Source organism: Haloferax sp. S2CR25, assembly GCF_031624535.1.
Lineage (GTDB): Archaea > Halobacteriota > Halobacteria > Halobacteriales > Haloferacaceae > Haloferax > Haloferax massiliensis.
In genome coordinates this window covers 14345-30397 of the sequence record NZ_JAMQOO010000012.1, presented here as the reverse complement: position 1 = coordinate 30397, position 16053 = coordinate 14345, and the positions used below count along the sequence as shown (strand labels likewise).

Annotated in this window: 15 protein-coding genes; 8 read left to right on the top strand and 7 right to left on the bottom strand. The window is 68.3% G+C overall.

What is annotated here, in order from left to right; genetic code table 11:
* Positions 1–26: 26 nt before the first annotated feature.
* Complete coding sequence (locus tag NDI65_RS19330; RefSeq protein WP_089777070.1) at positions 27–464, bottom strand: hypothetical protein; 438 nt, start codon at positions 462–464, stop codon at positions 27–29.
* 144 nt (positions 465–608) lie between these two features.
* Between NDI65_RS19330 and serB the strand changes: the two genes are divergently transcribed.
* The 4 genes from serB to NDI65_RS19310 all read left to right on the top strand — a co-directional run bounded on the left by serB (position 609) and on the right by NDI65_RS19310 (position 2322).
* On the top strand, positions 609–1256 hold the full coding sequence (serB, locus tag NDI65_RS19325) for a phosphoserine phosphatase SerB (RefSeq protein WP_089777069.1): 648 nt from the start codon (positions 609–611) through the stop codon (positions 1254–1256).
* A gap of 51 nt (positions 1257–1307) precedes the next feature.
* Entirely contained in the window at positions 1308–1499 is a 192-nt protein-coding gene (locus NDI65_RS19320) for a hypothetical protein (RefSeq protein ID WP_089777068.1), read from the top strand.
* A gap of 197 nt (positions 1500–1696) precedes the next feature.
* Entirely contained in the window at positions 1697–2113 is a 417-nt protein-coding gene (locus NDI65_RS19315; RefSeq protein WP_089777067.1) for a DUF2178 domain-containing protein, read from the top strand.
* A complete protein-coding gene (locus NDI65_RS19310; protein WP_089777066.1) occupies positions 2110–2322 on the top strand; it encodes a helix-turn-helix transcriptional regulator in 213 nt (70 codons plus the stop codon). The genes NDI65_RS19315 and NDI65_RS19310 overlap by 4 nt, the downstream gene beginning before the upstream one ends.
* Before the next feature lie 32 nt (positions 2323–2354).
* Here NDI65_RS19310 and lpdA read toward each other — a convergent pair whose 3' ends face one another.
* The 5 genes from lpdA to lipA form a co-directional block, all read right to left on the bottom strand.
* Positions 2355–3782: a dihydrolipoyl dehydrogenase gene (lpdA, locus tag NDI65_RS19305; RefSeq protein ID WP_089777065.1), complete on the bottom strand. Its 1428-nt coding sequence runs from the start codon at positions 3780–3782 to the stop codon at positions 2355–2357.
* Positions 3782–5371 (bottom strand): dihydrolipoamide acetyltransferase family protein, encoded by a 1590-nt coding sequence (locus NDI65_RS19300; RefSeq protein ID WP_089777064.1) that lies wholly within the window; start codon positions 5369–5371, stop codon positions 3782–3784. Before NDI65_RS19300 ends, lpdA begins: the two co-directional genes overlap by 1 nt.
* 3 nt (positions 5372–5374) lie before the next feature.
* Complete coding sequence (locus tag NDI65_RS19295; RefSeq protein WP_089777063.1) at positions 5375–6358, bottom strand: alpha-ketoacid dehydrogenase subunit beta; 984 nt, start codon at positions 6356–6358, stop codon at positions 5375–5377.
* Positions 6355–7461 carry a pyruvate dehydrogenase (acetyl-transferring) E1 component subunit alpha gene (pdhA, locus tag NDI65_RS19290; protein WP_089777062.1) on the bottom strand — a complete coding sequence of 369 codons (1107 nt, stop codon included), beginning with the start codon at positions 7459–7461 and terminating at the stop codon, positions 6355–6357. Before pdhA ends, NDI65_RS19295 begins: the two co-directional genes overlap by 4 nt.
* Before the next feature lie 319 nt (positions 7462–7780).
* Positions 7781–8716: a lipoyl synthase gene (gene lipA, locus NDI65_RS19285; protein WP_089777061.1), complete on the bottom strand. Its 936-nt coding sequence runs from the start codon at positions 8714–8716 to the stop codon at positions 7781–7783.
* A 651-nt stretch (positions 8717–9367) separates the two neighbouring features.
* Between lipA and NDI65_RS19280 the strand changes: the two genes are divergently transcribed.
* Entirely contained in the window at positions 9368–11707 is a 2340-nt protein-coding gene (locus NDI65_RS19280; protein WP_089777060.1) for a DEAD/DEAH box helicase, read from the top strand.
* A gap of 50 nt (positions 11708–11757) precedes the next feature.
* Here the strand turns inward: NDI65_RS19280 and NDI65_RS19275 are convergent, their stop codons facing one another.
* Positions 11758–12408, bottom strand: a complete 651-nt coding sequence (locus NDI65_RS19275) for an HAD family phosphatase (protein ID WP_089777059.1) — start codon at positions 12406–12408, stop codon at positions 11758–11760.
* Between the two features lie 115 nt (positions 12409–12523).
* On the opposite strand from NDI65_RS19275, the gene NDI65_RS19270 reads away from it, so the two are divergent.
* The 3 genes from NDI65_RS19270 to NDI65_RS19260 all read left to right on the top strand — a co-directional run bounded on the left by NDI65_RS19270 (position 12524) and on the right by NDI65_RS19260 (position 16034).
* A complete protein-coding gene (locus NDI65_RS19270) occupies positions 12524–13255 on the top strand; it encodes an Sjogren's syndrome/scleroderma autoantigen 1 family protein (protein WP_089777058.1) in 732 nt (243 codons plus the stop codon).
* A gap of 173 nt (positions 13256–13428) precedes the next feature.
* A complete protein-coding gene (endA, locus tag NDI65_RS19265; RefSeq protein WP_310894120.1) occupies positions 13429–14448 on the top strand; it encodes a tRNA-intron lyase in 1020 nt (339 codons plus the stop codon).
* Positions 14445–16034 carry a tryptophan--tRNA ligase gene (locus NDI65_RS19260; protein WP_089777056.1) on the top strand — a complete coding sequence of 530 codons (1590 nt, stop codon included), beginning with the start codon at positions 14445–14447 and terminating at the stop codon, positions 16032–16034. The genes endA and NDI65_RS19260 overlap by 4 nt, the downstream gene beginning before the upstream one ends.
* Positions 16035–16053: the final 19 nt, after the last annotated feature.

Below are 16053 nucleotides of genomic sequence, written 5' to 3'. Positions count from 1 at the left end.
TCGCGGCCGTCGTCTCTCGGCCGGCCTCACGAGAGGTGTTTCACCGCGGGGTCGACAAGCGGCGAGTTCGCCCGGTCGAACGTCGCGATGGCTCCCGACCACTCGTCGTTGGGGTAGATGGCGACGACGACTTCGTCGAACCACCTGACGACTGCGTTCAACTGGCCGTAGTCGTCGAGTCCGGGTTCGTTGACGGGTTCGCTGAGCGCCTTCATCACGAGCGCCTTCACGCGCTCTGTTCGGGCGTCGGCGTCGAGGGCGTCGTCGATGTCGTCGCGGAGGTAGAGGAGTTCGAACGCCTCGCCGTCGTACTGACCGACCGCGCGCACGTCGGCGTCGTCGAGGTCGCGGAGGCTTCGGACGAACTGTCGGAGCGGGCTGTCGCCCTCGTCGCCGAAATCGTCGGCCAGGTCGGCTTCGACGTCGCTGAGCGTCTCGTGTTCGGCGTCGTGGGGGTCGTCCATACGTGCTTGTCAGGGAGACGACGGGTAAATAGCTGTGCGCGGCCGCCCCCCGTTTCCCGCCGGGGGCGGCTCGCCAGCGCCCCTCCCCCGCCGCATAACTGCCGACGCGGAAGCTTTGAAACCCCGCGGCGACGACGGGCAGATATGCGCATCATCGCCTTCGACTTCGACGGCACGCTCTCGGACTCCGAGATGACGGTCCTCCTCGGCAAGAAGAACGGCACGGCCGACGAGATGGCCGACATCACCGAGCGGGCCATGAACGACGAGATGAGCTACGCGGAGAGCCTGCGCTCGCGCGCCCGCCTCCTCGAAGGCCTCGAAGAGGAACTCGCCGAGGAGGCCTACAGCGAGGTCGAACTCCGCCCCGGCGCGGCCGACCTCATCCGGCGTCTCCGCGACTACGGCCACCACGTCGCCATCTTCACCGGGGGGTTCGAACGCGGCGTCGAGCGCGCGCTCGAAAAGGAGGGCGTCGAGGTCGACGACATCGTCTCGAACCGCCTGCCCGTGAAGGGCGGCCGACTCACCGGCGACGTGGAGGGGTCGCTCATCGAGGGCACGAAGGACACGGCGCTGGAGAATCACGCCGCCGAACACGAGGTCCCGATGGACCGAACCGTCGCGGTCGGCGACGGCGCGAACGACCTCCCGATGCTCGAAGTCGCCGGCCTCTCGGTCGGCTTCGTCCCCAAGGACGCGGTCCGCCCGGCCTGCGACGCCGTCGTCGCCTCCATGGACCGACTCGGAAAGCTCTTCGAGAGCCACGGGATTCTCGACGCCGACGAGTAGACTGTTTGTGGTCTGCTAACACTTATCACATATGGGGCCGTAGCCCCGCGTATGCCAATCAGCGACGTCAACACGCCCGAGCTATGGGTGGCGGGCTTCGTCTTCGTGGCCCTCGCGCTCGCCGCCCTGTTCGAGGGCGTCGTCCTCCTCGACGTCCGCACGCTCGGCGTCGACGAGTCGATTCCCGCGGCCGCGGCGGTCGTGGGGACGATGCTGGTGCTGTGGTGGTTCGACGACGGGTGAGCGACCATGAACCGACCCGACCCGGACTGAACCCGCCCGACTCGAACTGAACCGACGCTGACGCCCTTCTCTGCGGCCGCGCGAACCTCGGAGCGACGCGACCGAACCGGGACAACGATTAAGTCGGTGTGTAAAGTATGCTTTACTGTAAAGCGAACTTTCCACCCGGTCTCCGACCCGGCGCTTTACACAGAACTATGACACAGGTCCAACGCTCACCGACGCCTCGGCTCTCCAGACGACGGCGGTATCGACGCCTGCTGTTCGGCTCCATCGGGGTCGGCGTGCTCGCCTCCCTCGTCCTCCGGTTTCTCGACTACCCCGTGGTCGGCGAAGCCGTCTACTGGCTCGGCATCGTCGCCGCGCTCGCCGTCTGGCGCGGCACCGACGTCGCGCTGTTCGACGAGCGCGACCGGTCGCTCGAACGACGGGCGAGTCAGCTCACCATGACCGTCGCCGCGGTAATCCTCGTCCTCGGCGCGTCCGCCGCCCGACTCGGCGCGACGCTCGGGCTGTTCGAGGTCTCGCCGTTCGTCTCGGGCGCGCTGTACGGCTTCGTCGGACTGTTCGGTCTCTTCGCCCTGTGCTACCTCTGGGTCCGCGCTCGGACATGAAAAACGGGGTCCGCACGCGCCGCGAGGCCGCAGACCTCAGTCAGGGCGAACTCGCCGAAGCGGTCGGCGTCACCCGACAGACAATCAACGCCATCGAGCGCGAGCGGTACGACCCCTCGCTCGAACTGGCGTTCAAGCTGGCGGCGTACTTCGACTGTCGCGTCGAGGACGTCTTCGACCCGGAGCTCGACGGCGACCTGACCGCGTAAAAAAGTCCTCCCGCTTTTCGACGCTCCTCACCTCACCGATTCAGCGTGTGAATCGCCTGTCCGAGCGCGTTCTCGGCGGCCTCCATGACCGCTTCCGCGAGCGTCGGGTGGGTGTGGATGGTCGACGCCACGTCTTCGAGCGTCGCGCCCATCTCGATGGCGAACGCGAGTTCCGCGATTAGCTCCGAGGCCTCGGGGCCGACGATTTGCGCCCCGAGGACGAATCCGGACTCCTCGTCGGCGACGACGCGGACGAAGCCGTCGGCGTGGTTCGTCGTCAGCGCGCGGCCGGACGCCCGGAACGGCATCTGCCCGACGACGGGCGAAAAGCCGGCTTCCTCGGCGTCGGCTTCCGTCATGCCGACCGTGCCGATTTCGGGGTCGGTGAAGACGGCGGCGGGGACGGCCTGACTGTCGAAGGCGACCGGCTCGCCGGCGACGTGCTCGGCGGCGACGATGCCCTCTTTCGAGGCGACGTGCGCGAGCATCGGCGTGTCCTCGACCACGTCGCCGACGGCGTAGATGTGCTCGACGTCGGTGCGGCGGCACTCGTCGACCGAGAGGAACCCGCGGTCGTCGGCTTCGAGGCCGGCGCTCTCGATGTCCATCGTGTCGGTGACGGGCGAGCGCCCGACGGCGACGAGCACCTTGTCGGCGCGGTACTCGTTTTCCTCGCCGTCTTCGGTCTCGGTGGTCACCATGATACCGTCGTCCTCGTCGCGCCAGCCGCTGGCCCCCTCGCCGAAGTGCATGTCGATGCCGAGGTCCTCGGCGCGCTTGCGGACGACGCGGGCCACGTCGGACTCGTAGCCCGGCAGGATGTCGTCGAGCATCTCCACGACGGTCACGTCCGCGCCGAGCTTGGCGAACGTCGTCGACAGCTCCATCCCGATGTAGCCGCCGCCCACGACGACCAGTCGCTCCGGGACGGTGTCGGCTTCGAGGGCGTCCCGCGACGACCACACCGGCTCGTCGCCGAAGTCGAAGCCGGGAATCTGGATGACGCGCGAGCCGGTGGCGATGATGCAGTGTTCGAACTCGACGGTCTCCGAGCCCTGCCCTTCGCCGCCGTGGGCGATGCGGACGGCGTTCTCGTCTTTGAAGCGGGCGGTCCCCTCGACGAGATTGACGCCGTTTGCCTTACAGAGCTTCTCGACGCCGCCGGTGAGTTGGTCGACGACGCCGCTCTTCCAGTCGCGCAGTTGCGACATGTCGACGACGGGGTCGGCGTGGATGCCCATCTCCTCGGCGTTGCCCGCCTCGTGGGCGAGGTTCGCGCCCGTGATGAGCGCCTTCGAGGGGATACAGCCGTAGTTGAGGCAGGTGCCCCCGTAGGCGTCCTTCTCGACGAGCGTCGTGTCGATGCCGTTCTGTGCGGCGCGGATGGCGGCGACGTAGCCGCCCGGCCCCGCGCCGATGACGAGCAGTTCGGTTCCGGTTGCGATGTCTCCGACGACCATTATTCTAACACCAGCAGCTTGGGGTCTTCGAGCAGTTCCTTGACGCGGTTCGTGAATCGAGCGCCCTGCGCGCCGTCGACGATGCGGTGGTCGAACGACAGCGAGAGGGTGAGGACTTTACGCGGCACGACCTCACCGTCGACGACCCGGGGCTTGTCTTTGATGGCTCCGAGCGCGAGAATCGCCACCTCGGGGTAGTTGACGATGGGCGTCGCGTACTCGCCGCCGATGCCGCCGATATTGGTGATGGTGAAGGTGCCGCCGCGCATCTCTTCGGGCGCGATTTTGCGGTTGCGGGCCTTCTCGACCTTCTCGTTCATCTCGTCGGCGAGTTCGAGCATGCCCTTGCGGTCCGCGTCGCGGACGACGGGAACGAGCAGGCCGGCGTCGGTCGCGGCCGCGACGCCGATGTTGTACTCGTCGCGCAGAACGATTTCCTCGTTCTCCTCGTCGAGTTGCGAGTTGAGGTACGGGAAGTCCTTCAGCGCCGCGACGACGGCCTTCATCACGAACGGCATGTAGGTCAGCCGCGACCCTCGCTCCTCGGCGACGGGCTTGAGCTGTTCGCGCAGTTCGACGAGCTCCGTCACGTCCACCTCGTCGTGGTGGGTGACGTGCGGCGCGGTGTACTTCGACCGCTGCATCTGGTCGCCGATGGCCTTGCGGACGCCCTTGTAGGGGACGCGCTCGCCGGCACCGGGGCCGGCCTCGGGCGGTGCGGATTCACTCGTCGCTTCGCCCGTCGCCTCGGCGGTCGCGGGGACGGCGTCGGCCTCGGCGGCCACCGCCTCGGCGTCCGCGGCCTGCGCCTCGCGCTGGGCCTGCGCGTACTCTTTGACGGCCTCGGGCGAGACGAACGCCTCGCCGTCGCGCATCTCGGTCGCGGGGACGGCGTCGATGTCCACGCCCTCCTCCTTGGCCAGCGCGCGGGTCGCGGGCGCGGCGAGCGTCTGCCCGCGGTCGGCGCTCTCGGCCGACGCGGTCGCCGACCCGGACGTTCCCTCGTCGCGCTTCGCGGTCGCGGACTTCCCGTTGGTCTGGACGGTCCGCGGGCCGCTGGGTTCGTCGCCGCCCTCGTCGCCGGCGTCTTCCGCGGCGGCGCGAACGTCGCCCTCGGTCACGCGGCCGCTCGGGCCGCTGCCGTCGACGGATTCGAGACTGACGCCGAGTTCGCGGGCGAGCCGTCGGACGCTCGGCGGGGCGAACACGCGCCCGCCGGAACTGGAACCGTCGTCCTCGCCTGCGCCGGCGTCGTCGCTCTCGGCCGTCTCGGAATCGGTCGGTTCGGCGTCCACGTCGGCGGCCTCGGCGTCCGAACCGGCGGCATCGGCGGCCTCCTCCTCGTCGCCACCGACCCGGATGGTGATGATGACGTCCCCGACGGGGACGACCTCGCCCTCCTCGGCGAGGAGTTCCTCGACCGTCCCGTTGAACGGCGAGGGCACGTCGACGAGCGCCTTGTCGGTCTCGACCTCCGCGAGCACCTGGTCTTCGGTTACCTCGTCGCCCGGCGCGACGTGCCACGTTACGAGTTCGCCTTCCGCGACGCCTTCGCCGACGTCGGGGAGTTTGAATTCCTTGAGCGCCATCGTTCAGAAGTTCACCGCCTCACGAATACCTTCTTCGACGCGGGCGACCGAGGGGAGGTAGTAGTCCTCCAGCGCGTACAGCGGGTACGGCACGTCGTAGCCCGCGACGCGCTTGACCGGCGCTTCCTGATAGAGCAGCGCCTCCTCCTGAACCGTCGCCGTGATTTCGGCCCCGAGGCCGCCGTTCTTCGGAGCCTCGTGGACGACCACCGCGCGGCCGGTCTTCTTGAACGACTCCACGATGGTCTCGCGGTCGAGCGGCGAGATGGTGCGGATGTCCACGACCTCTGCGTCGATGCCCTCCTCTTCGAGGTTCTCGACGGCTTCGAGCGTCGGGCGCGTCATCGCGCCGAAGGTGAACACGGACACGTCCGTCCCCTCGCGGCGGACCGCGGCCTCGCCGATGGGGACCGTGTAGTCCTCCTCGGGGACCTCCCCGCGGAACGCCCGGTAGATGAGCTTCGGCTCCATGAAGATGACCGGGTCGGGGTCGCGGATGGCGGAGATGAGCAGTCCCTTCGTGTCGTACGGCGTCGAGGGGATGACGACCTTCAGGCCGGCCTCGTGCGCGTAGAACATCTCCTTGGACTCCGAGTGCGACTCGGGGGCGCGGATGCCGCCGCCGTAGGGCGCGCGGAGCACCATGGGGAGCGTGTAGCGGCCGCGGCTGCGGTTGCGGAACCGACCCATGTGGCTCACGATTTGGTCGAAACCGGGGTACATGAAGCCGGAGAACTGTATCTCCGGGACCGGTTTCAGCCCCATCGCGGCCATGCCGATGGCCGTGCCGACGATTCCCGATTCGGCCAGCGGCGTGTCGATGACGCGGTCGTCGCCGAACTCGTCCCAGAGGCCCTCCGTGGCCCGGAAGACGCCGCCGTTCTTGCCGACGTCCTCGCCCATGACGAGCACCTCGTCGTCGAGGTTCATCTCGGTGTAGAGACCGTCCCGTACCGCCTGCACGATGGTGAGGTTCTGACTGCTCATTCTCTGAGGAATCCTTCGTCGCCGAACTTCTCGCGGAGCGCCTCGAACTCCTCGTACTGTGCCTGAATCTCCGGGGTCCGCTCGGCGTAGGCGTAGTTGAACATCTCGCTCGGGTCCGGACGCGGGTCGGACTCGGCCGCCTCGATGGCGTCGGCGACCCGCTGTTTCACGTCTTCCTCGATGGTCTCGACGGTCTCGTCGTCGATGCGGCCCGTCTCGCGGAGGAACGACTCCAGCCGCGGAATCGGGTCTTTCGCCTTCCACTTCTCGACTTCCTCGTCGTCGCGGTAGACGGTCGGGTCGTCGGCGGTCGTGTGCGCGCCGAAGCGGTACTGGACCGCCTCAATGAGCGTCGGGCGGCCCTCGCCCTCGCCGGGGTTCTTCGCCTTGTCGAGCGCCGCCTTCGTCACCGAATAGACCGCGAGCGGGTCCATCCCGTCGACCTGCACGCCGTCGATGCCGTAGGCGGTCGCCTTCTGGGCGAGCGTCTCGGCGGCGGTCTGTCGCTCCCGCGGCACCGAGATGGCCCACTGGTTGTTGTTACAGAAGAAGACGTTCGGGGTGTCGAAGACGCCCGCGAAGTTCAGCCCCTCGTGGAAGTCGCCCTCGGAGGTCGCGCCGTCGCCGAAGTAGCAGATGACGGCCGTGTCCTCCTCGCCGCGGAGTTTCTTCGCCCACGCCGCGCCGGTCGCGTGCGGAATCTGCGAGGCGATGGGGACCGCGGGCGGAAAGAGGTTCACGCCCTCGGGCATCTCGTTGCCCTTCTCGTGGCCCATCCAGTACAGAAGCGTCTGCTTCAGCGGGAGGCCCCGGAGCAGCGACGCGCCGTGTTCGCGATAGCTCGGAACCATCCAGTCCTGTTCGTCGAGCGCGATTGCGCTCCCGATCTGTGCGCCCTCCTGTCCGGACAGCGGTGGATACGTCCCCATCCGCCCCTGGCGCTGGAGACTCACCGCCCGCGTGTCGAAGTGTCGGGCGAGACGCATGTATCGGTACATCTCGACGAGCGTCTCGTCGTCGACGTCGGGGACCTCGCCGACGACGGTCCCGTCTTCGTCGAGCACCCGTACCTGGTCCTGCGGGTCGCGTTGAAGCACGCTCACGGGAGAACCCTCCTGTTCATGCCAAAATCGACACCCGCCGGCGTTATATTGTTTTCGTATATAGTTTACTTTGGCTCGGAATATTGCGCCTCACATCGTGCTATGTAAACTCACGCGGGGTAAAAATTGGACATCTTCGCTTCTAAACGATTCTTCCTGACGTTCATTAGTGTGAACCCACACATCGCCGAGAAATAATCGGAAATATCGACAGCGTTGCAGATCGGGTCCGCGGCGGGCGCGGGGTCGGACCCGGTCTGCCGGGTCGCGCGGACGGGGTGGAGCGGCCGACGCAGTCGGTCGGCGCGGCGGCCGCGACCTACTGTCCGGCGGCCGCGCGGGCGGCCTGCCGCGCCTCCTCGACGCTCGACCCCTCGCGGAGGAGCGCGTCCACGAACAGTTCGCCGGCCTTGTACGACGACCGGACCATCGGGCCGGACGCGCAGTAGAGAAAGCCCAGTTCGTCCTCCGCGACGCGCCGCCACGTCTCGAAGGCGTCGGGGTGGACGTACTCGAACACGTCGAGGTGGCTCCGCGAGGGCTGGAGGTACTGACCGAACGTGACGATGTCCACGTCGGCCTCGCGGAGGTCCGAGAGGGTCTGGTAGACCTCGTGGGCGTGCTCGCCGAGGCCGAGCATGACGGAGGTCTTCGTGTGGATGTCGGACTCGTCTGTCACCTGCTGGAGCACCGAAAGCGACTGCTCGTAGCCGGCGCGGCGGTCCCGAATCGGCCACTGGAGGCGCTCGACGGTCTCGATGTTGTGGGCGATGACGTCGGGGCCGGCGTCGATTATCTGCCGGACGTGCTCGGGGTCGCCCTGGAAGTCGGGAATCAGCACCTCGACGAGCACCTCGGGGTCGCGGCGCTTGATTTCGCGGATGGTCTCGGCGAAGTGGGCCGCGCCCTGGTCCGGCAGGTCGTCGCGGTCCACGGAGGTCAACACGACGTAGTCGAGGCCGATTTCGGTCACCGCGTCGGCGACGTTCGCCGGTTCGTCGGGGTCCAGCGGTTCCATCCCGCCGGTCGTCACGTCGCAGAAGTTACACCCGCGCGAGCACCGGTCGCCCATGAGCATGAACGTGGCCGTGCCGGGGCCGTCGCGGCCGCTCCAACACTCTCCGAGGTTCGGGCAGTTCGCCTCCTCGCAGACGGTGTTGAGGTTCCGGTCCCGGAGCGTCGATTTGATATCGGTGAAACGCCGGCCCGATGGCGGTCGCATCTTCAACCAGTCTGGCTTCCGCCGCGTGCGCATAGGCAGTTCTTGCGAGGCGACGGGCAAAAACGTGAGGATTGGTCCGCCGTCTGTCGGGTTGCCGATGGAATCGCCCGCCGAGTCAACCGAAACCGCGTCCCCGAGACGTTAGCCATCGCATGTGCGCCCCGTGCTATCACGCCTTGTTCAGAATCGTTCAAACACGCAGTTATATCACGAAATTCGAAACGTCCGGTCCGGATATATCACGACTTTCCATCAAACAGCATGTACAACCGTGCTAGATGTATCACATAACTGAAAAACTTATATCCGAGTAAAGACTTCTATCGAGTATGAACTGGAAACACCGCCGCGACATGACGAAGGCCGAATCGAAGAAGCACGAGGCGACCGCGGGGACGAACTGGTCGTTCATCGCCGCGCTCGCCGGCGCCGCGTAAGCGGGCCGGCGCTTCGGTCTCCGACTCCGCCTCCCCAACCCTCCCACCCACCACCACACTCCGCCGCGTTCCGCCGGAACGCCCCACCACCCACCAACCTCAGTCCCTCCGTTTTCCCGGCCGTTCGACATCCGCGAGCCGCCGCGCCGGATGGAGAAACGCCTTTCCCCACGGACGACTCGGCTTCGTGTATGACGCTCGTCTTCGTCTCGTCCCCGACGCCAGCGCGCACCCGGAGGTGCGCCCAGTGAAAGTCGCCGAGGCGGTCCCCGAGTTCGCAGACGCCTTCGGGTTCGAGGAGTTCAACCGGATGCAGCGCGAGGCGCTCCCCGCCATCCTCGACACCGACCACAACGTCGTCGCCTCCGCGCCGACGGCCAGCGGGAAGACGGCGCTCGCCGAACTCGCCATCTGCCGCACGCTCCGCGACGAGGGTACGGCGCTTTTCATCGCCCCGCTCCGCGCGCTCACCACCGAAAAGGAGACCGAGTGGGAGCGCTTCGAGGACCTCGGCTACTCGGTGTACGTCGTCACCGGCGAGCGCGACCTGAACCCCCGACGGGCCGCCCGCGCCGACATCCTCGTGATGACGCCCGAGAAGACCGACTCCGCGACCCGCAAGCACGACTCGGCGCGCTACTCCTTCATCGAGGACGTGGACTGCGTCGTCATCGACGAGGTCCACCTGCTGGATTCGGAGACCCGCGGCGGCGTCCTCGAAGTCACCGTCTCGCGGATGCGCCGCATCTGCGACCCCCGCATCGTCGCGCTGTCGGCGACCATGCCCAACATCGACGACGTGGCGGCGTGGCTCGACGCGCCCGCCGAGACGACCTTCGAGTTCGGCGACGACTACCGCCCCGTCGACCTCCACGCGGGCGTCAAGACCTACACCCACGGCGAGAACTCCTTCGCCGACAAGTACCGCCGGCTGTACCGGGCGTTCGACCTCGCCGAGCCGCACATCCGCGACGGCGGCCAGTCGCTCGTGTTCGTCTCCTCGCGGCAGGACGCCGTCCGCGCGGCCGCCAAGGCCCGCGACGAACTCGCAAAGCGCGACGTGCCAATCGGCGCGCGCGGCGACTACGACTTCCACAACGAGGCCAAGGAGCTGAGCAACGACTCGCTCGCAAAGGGCGTCTTGGACGGCGTGGGCTTCCACCACGCCGGCCTCGCCCGCGACGACCGCGAGGCGGTCGAGGAGTGGTTCAAGGAGGGCAAGATTCAGCTCCTGTTTTCGACCTCGACGCTCGCGTGGGGCGTGAACCTCCCCGCCCGCTGCGTCGTCATCCGCGACACGAAACACCACGACCCGCTCGAAGGCGAGGTGGACATCTCGCCGCTCGACATCCTCCAGATGCTCGGCCGCGCCGGCCGCCCCGGCTACGACGACGTGGGCTACGGCTGGGTCGTCTGCGACCGCTCGGACCAGAACAAGTACCGCCGCCTGCTCCGCGAGGGCAAGGAAATCGAGTCGCGCCTCGCAGAAGACCTCGACTCGCACCTCAACGCCGAAATCGCCATGGGGACCATCCGCGACCTCGACGACGTCATGTCGTGGCTGGAGACGACGTTCTACTACCGGCGGGCGCAGTCGAACCCCGCGGCCTACGACTTCGAGGACCTCCGCTCGCGCGTCCGCGACGTGCTCGACCGCCTCGTCTCTCGCGGCTTCGTCGAGATGGACGACGACCTCTCCATCGACGCGACCCCGCTCGGGCGACTCACCTCGAAGTACTACCTCCGGCTCGGGACCGCCTCCCGCTTCGCCGACCTCGCGGAACGCGACCGCATCTCCGCCGACGACATCCTCGAAACCGTCGCGGGCGCGGCCGACTTCCGACAGGTGTCGGCGCGCCAGTCCGAGGTGGACGCCGTCGACTCGGTGCTGACGGGCGTCTCGACCACGCTCGAAGACGGTCCGAAGAAGGTGCTCGCCATCCTCCACGCCAGCATGGCGAACTCGACGCCGAGCGAACTCCGGAGCGACGCGTGGGTCATCAAGCAGAACGCGCTCCGACTGCTCTCCGCGCTCCGCGAGTTCCTCGACACCTTCGCGGACGCCCGCGCGGCCAACCTCGCGAGGCGCGTCGAGGCCCGCGTCGACAACGGCGTCAGCAGCGACGCCGCGGCGCTCACGGCCGTCGACGGCATCGGCCCCGGCCGCGCGCGAAAGCTCGCCACCGGCGGCCTCTCGACCCCGGCCGACGTGGTCGACGCCGGCGTGAAGGAACTCACCCGCGCGGGCCTCTCGCAGGGCGTCGCCGAGCGCGTCATCGAGAGCGCGAAGGACCTCCCCGCGCCCGAAATCGACTGGGGCGACTTCCCCGAGTCGGTCGCCCGCGGCGAGAGCGACATGCACGACATCCGCGTGCGGAACGACGGCGGCGGCGGCTCGGTCGGCATCCGCGTCACCGTCAACGACGTGGAGATGTCGGCGAAGACGTGCTACCTCTCGGACGAGGTGACCGTCCCCGTCGGCGTCTTCGGCGCGACGGACGACGAACTGGAGTTCGTCGTGGAGGTCACGTTCCCCGACCTGCCGCTGCTCCCGATTCGGGAGTCGCGGACGGTTCGGGTCGAATAGCAGAAACCGCGGAGTCAGCCGCTTTTCGGTCGTTTTTGGTCGCGTTTCCCTTACTCCTCGCCCAACAGCGCCGCCCGCAACTCCGCCGGTCCAGTCACGATTTCGTCCGCCCGCGAGAGGTCGAGGTCGGCGTTCTGCCCGCCGCGGTAGGCGATGGTGTACGCGCCGGACCGGACGGCCGCCTCGATGCCGTTTATCGAGTCCTCGACGACGACGCAGTCCTCGGGGGCGACGCCGAACTCGGCGGCGGCGTGCTCGTAGATGTGGGGTTCGGGCTTACCGGGGTCGTCGATGTCGTCGGCCGAGAGCACGAGGTCGAGGGGGTCGAGGCCGAACCGCTCGCGGACGGTCGAAATCCAGTCCCGCGGGGCCGACGAGACGATTGCCACCTTCTTGCCCGCCGCGCGGAGGTCCGAAAACAGCTCCTCGGCGCCGTCCATCAGGACGACGTGCTCGCCGTAGACGCTCTCTGAGTTCTCGTGGTACGCCGCGATGAACTCGTCTTTCGTGACGGTCGTCCCGTACTCCGCGTCGAGGTAGTCGTATATCTCGCGGAAGTTCATCCCCGTTATCTCCTCGTGGTCGGGGTCGCCGGACTCGATGGCGTCGGCGAACACCCACTCGTCCTCGAAGGCGTGCCAGTACTGCTCGGAATCGACCAACACTCCGTCCATGTCGAACAGCACGACGTTCGCGTCCATGGTTCGCCCTCGGCCGCGGCCGACCAAAGAGCTTCGTGCCGCGGCATGGCTGAGCGGCATGGCCGGTGAACCTTCGCGCAAAGGTTCAAACCCGAACCCGGAGCCACCCCGGCGCATGGATTCGATACGCGTCTTCGCCGGCGACTGCACCGTCAATTTCGAAGGCTCCCGCGACCGCACCCAGCGCGGCCGGGTCGTCGTCGTTGCCAAGCCCGACCGAACCGTCCTCGTCCACGACGCCGGAGGCTACCAGCCCGTCGCGTGGCTGACCCGCGCCGACTCGCTGACCGTCGAGTCCGGGCCGGGGTCGTTCGGCCTCGTGGCCCGCGCCGGCGACCAGACCCTCACCGTCGAGTCGAACGACGTGACCGGCCGCGCCGAGTACCCCGCGAGCGACGCGGGCGTCCCGGTCGGCTCGCATCCCGACACCGGCGACCCGCTCGTCAGGACTAACGGCTCCGTCGTCGCCCTCGACTCGGGGACCGAGTACCGCCTGCCGGCGGGCGCGACCGTCCTCGACGAGACGTGCGACGACTGCGGCCTGCCGCTGATGCGCGTCGAGCGCGGCGCGCCGTTCGAGGTCTGTATCGACCGCCGGTGCGACCCGCTGGACGACCGCGTGAAAGACCGCTTCGACGGCGAGTGGTCGTGTCCGGACTGCGGGTCGCCGCTCCGAACCATCCGGCGGAGCGGCCGCCTGCTCGCCGGCTGTGACGCCTATCCCGAGTGCGAGACGGCGTTTTCGCTCCCCGCGGGCGTCGTCGTCGACGACTGCGACTGCGGCCTGCCGATATTCGAGACGAGTCGCGGTCGGCGGTGTCTCGACTCGACCTGCGAGGGCCGATGAGCCGAGACGAGGGGCGACGGGCGTGGCCCCGTCGCTGGCGACACGGCCGGCCACGCGGAGCGCGTCCGGAACCGCGGCCGCGACGGGTCGACGCTGGCGGCCGTCCCGACGCGCCGTCGAATCGCGCCGCCGGCATCGCAGACCCTTTGTCGTCGCCGCGCCGCGATTCGGGTATGCAAGGACGCCTCGAAGACGGCGTCGTCCACCTCCCGGGCGACGCTCGACAGCGGTTCCACGACTCCCGCGGCTACGGGAGGCCCACCGGCGGCGACGACTTGGAGGTCGCGCCCGTCGAAGCCGCCCACCTGCTCTCGCGGGACGACATCGACGGCGTGGACGGGATGGGCCTGCGCGAACTCCTCGCGCGCACCGGGACCACCCTCGACTTCGTCGTCTACAAAGACCTCCGCGACCGCGGGTTCTACCTCTCGCCGGCTCGCGAGGGCTGGCCCGGCGTCACCGACGCCGCGGGCGCTGACTTCCTCGTCTACCCCCGCGGGAAAGGCCCGTGGGACGGCGAGGTCGAACACCGCGTCCGCGTCGTCGGCGAGCGCGAGAGCATCCCCGTCTCGTCGCTCGGGGAGGTGGTGCTCGCCATCGTCGACGAGGACGGCGACCTGACCTACTTCGACACCGAGGGCTACGCCCCCGAGGGCACGGCCGCGGAGGACCTCCCCGCCGACCTCGACGCGGAACTCCTCTCGGACCGCGCGCTCGTCTGGGACGGCGTCGACCGCCTCTACCAGCGCGGCTTCTTCGGCCAGCGCCTGTACGGCAGAAACGCCGACAGCGGCCCGCTCCAACTGTCGCTCCTCGAAGCCGCCTACCTCGCCCGCGCCGACGCGCTCGCCATCGACGAGGCCGACGTGGTCTCCCGCGGCCGCGACGTGGAGGGCGACCGGTTCGACCGTCGGCTCGCGGTCTACGCCGCGCTCCGGGGGGCCAAGACGGTCCCCAAGAGCGGCTTCAAGTTCGGCTCGGACTTCCGCGTCTACACGGAGTTCGAGTCGGTGTCGGACCTCTCGCACTCCGAGTTCCTCGTGCGCGTGGTCGCGCCCGACCACACGTTCGTCCCGCGGGACCTCTCGCTCGACGTGCGCCTCGCCGGCGGGGTCCGCAAGCGAATGGTTTTTGCGCTGACCGACGACAACGGAGAGATAGACTGGCTTTCGGTCAGTCGGCTCACGCCATGACAGACGACGAACCCGCGGAGCGAATCCGCACCGATGGAGGCACAGCAGAGGGAGCAGATGACGTCGCCCTCGACCCGTGGGGCTCGTCGACCGTCTCCGACTACCGGAAGCTGTTCGAGGAGTTCGGCATCGAGGAGTTCGACGAGGTGCTCGACGAGGTGCCGAACCCGCACTACCTGATGCGCCGCGGGGTCATCTTCGGCCACCGCGACTACCGGCCGGTCCTCGACGCCATGCGAAACGGCGACGACTTCGCCGTCCTCTCGGGGTTCATGCCGACGGGCGACCCCCACATCGGCCACAAACTCGTCTTCGACGAGATAATCTGGCATCAACAGCAGGGCGGCGACGCCTACGGCCTCATCGCCGACATGGAGGCCCACTCCGCCCGCGGCATCCCGTGGGACGAAATCAACGAGCACAGCCGCGACTACCTGCTGTCGCTCATCGCGCTCGGGTTCGACCCCGAGGAGGGCGAACTCTACCGACAGTCGGACAACGACCGCCTCCAGCGGCTCGCGTTCGAACTCGGCGGGAAGGCCAACTTCTCTGAGTTCCAGTCCATCTACGGCTTCGACGGCGAGACCAACGTCTCGCACATGCAGTCGGTCGTCACGCAGATGGCCGACATCCTCTACCCGCAGTTGGACGACCCCAAGCCGACGGTCATCCCGGTCGGCCCGGACCAGGACCCGCACGTCCGGTTCGCCCGCGACCTCGCCACCCGGATGCGATTCTTCAAGGTGACCGAGGCGTTCGCGAGCTTCGAACTCGCGGACGCCGAGCGCCCGCTGGTCGCGGCCGCCCACGATGCCCGCGAGGAGTACGCCGAGGACCCCGACGTGCCGCGGTGCGGCGAGGCGGCCGACTGGCTCGCCGACGCCGACCTCGACGCGGCCGGCGTGCTCGTCGCCGAGTCGGTCCGCGAGTCGGCGGTCGAGAAGCTCGAAAACGCCGGGATGGAACCGCTCCGCCCGCGGATTCGGTTCTTCGCCCGGCAGGCGACCGACGAGGCGTTCGAGGCACTCATCGAGGATATCGAGGGCGAAAAGCGCCGGTACGACCAGCACATCGACGCGTTCGACGTGGGGGTCGACGAGGCCGAGGAACTCGCCCGCGAGGTCGAGGCCCACCACGGCGGCTACGGCTTCATCCCGCCGTCGTCCATCTACCACCGCTTCATGACCGGCCTCACCGGCGGCAAGATGTCGTCGTCGATTCCGGCGAGCCACATCTCGCTTCTCGACGCGCCCGAGGAGGGCTACGACAAGGTGAAGTCGGCGACGACCGGCGGCCGCGACACGGCCGAAGAACAGCGCGAACTCGGCGGCGAGGCCGACAAGTGTCCGGTGTACGAGCTGTACGCCTACCTGCTGACGGGCGACGACGACGAACTCGCCAAGGAGGTCTACGACGAGTGCGTCGGCGGCGAGCGCCTCTGCGGCGGCTGCAAGGAGCAGGCGGCGACGATGATGCGCGAGTTCCTCGAAGACCACCACGAAAAGCGCGAGGAGGCCGAGGAAGTCCTCGACTCGCTGGACATCGACTTAGAGACCGAACGGCGGGGGGTCGCCGCCGAGCACTAGCGGGACGGAAACGCTCCCC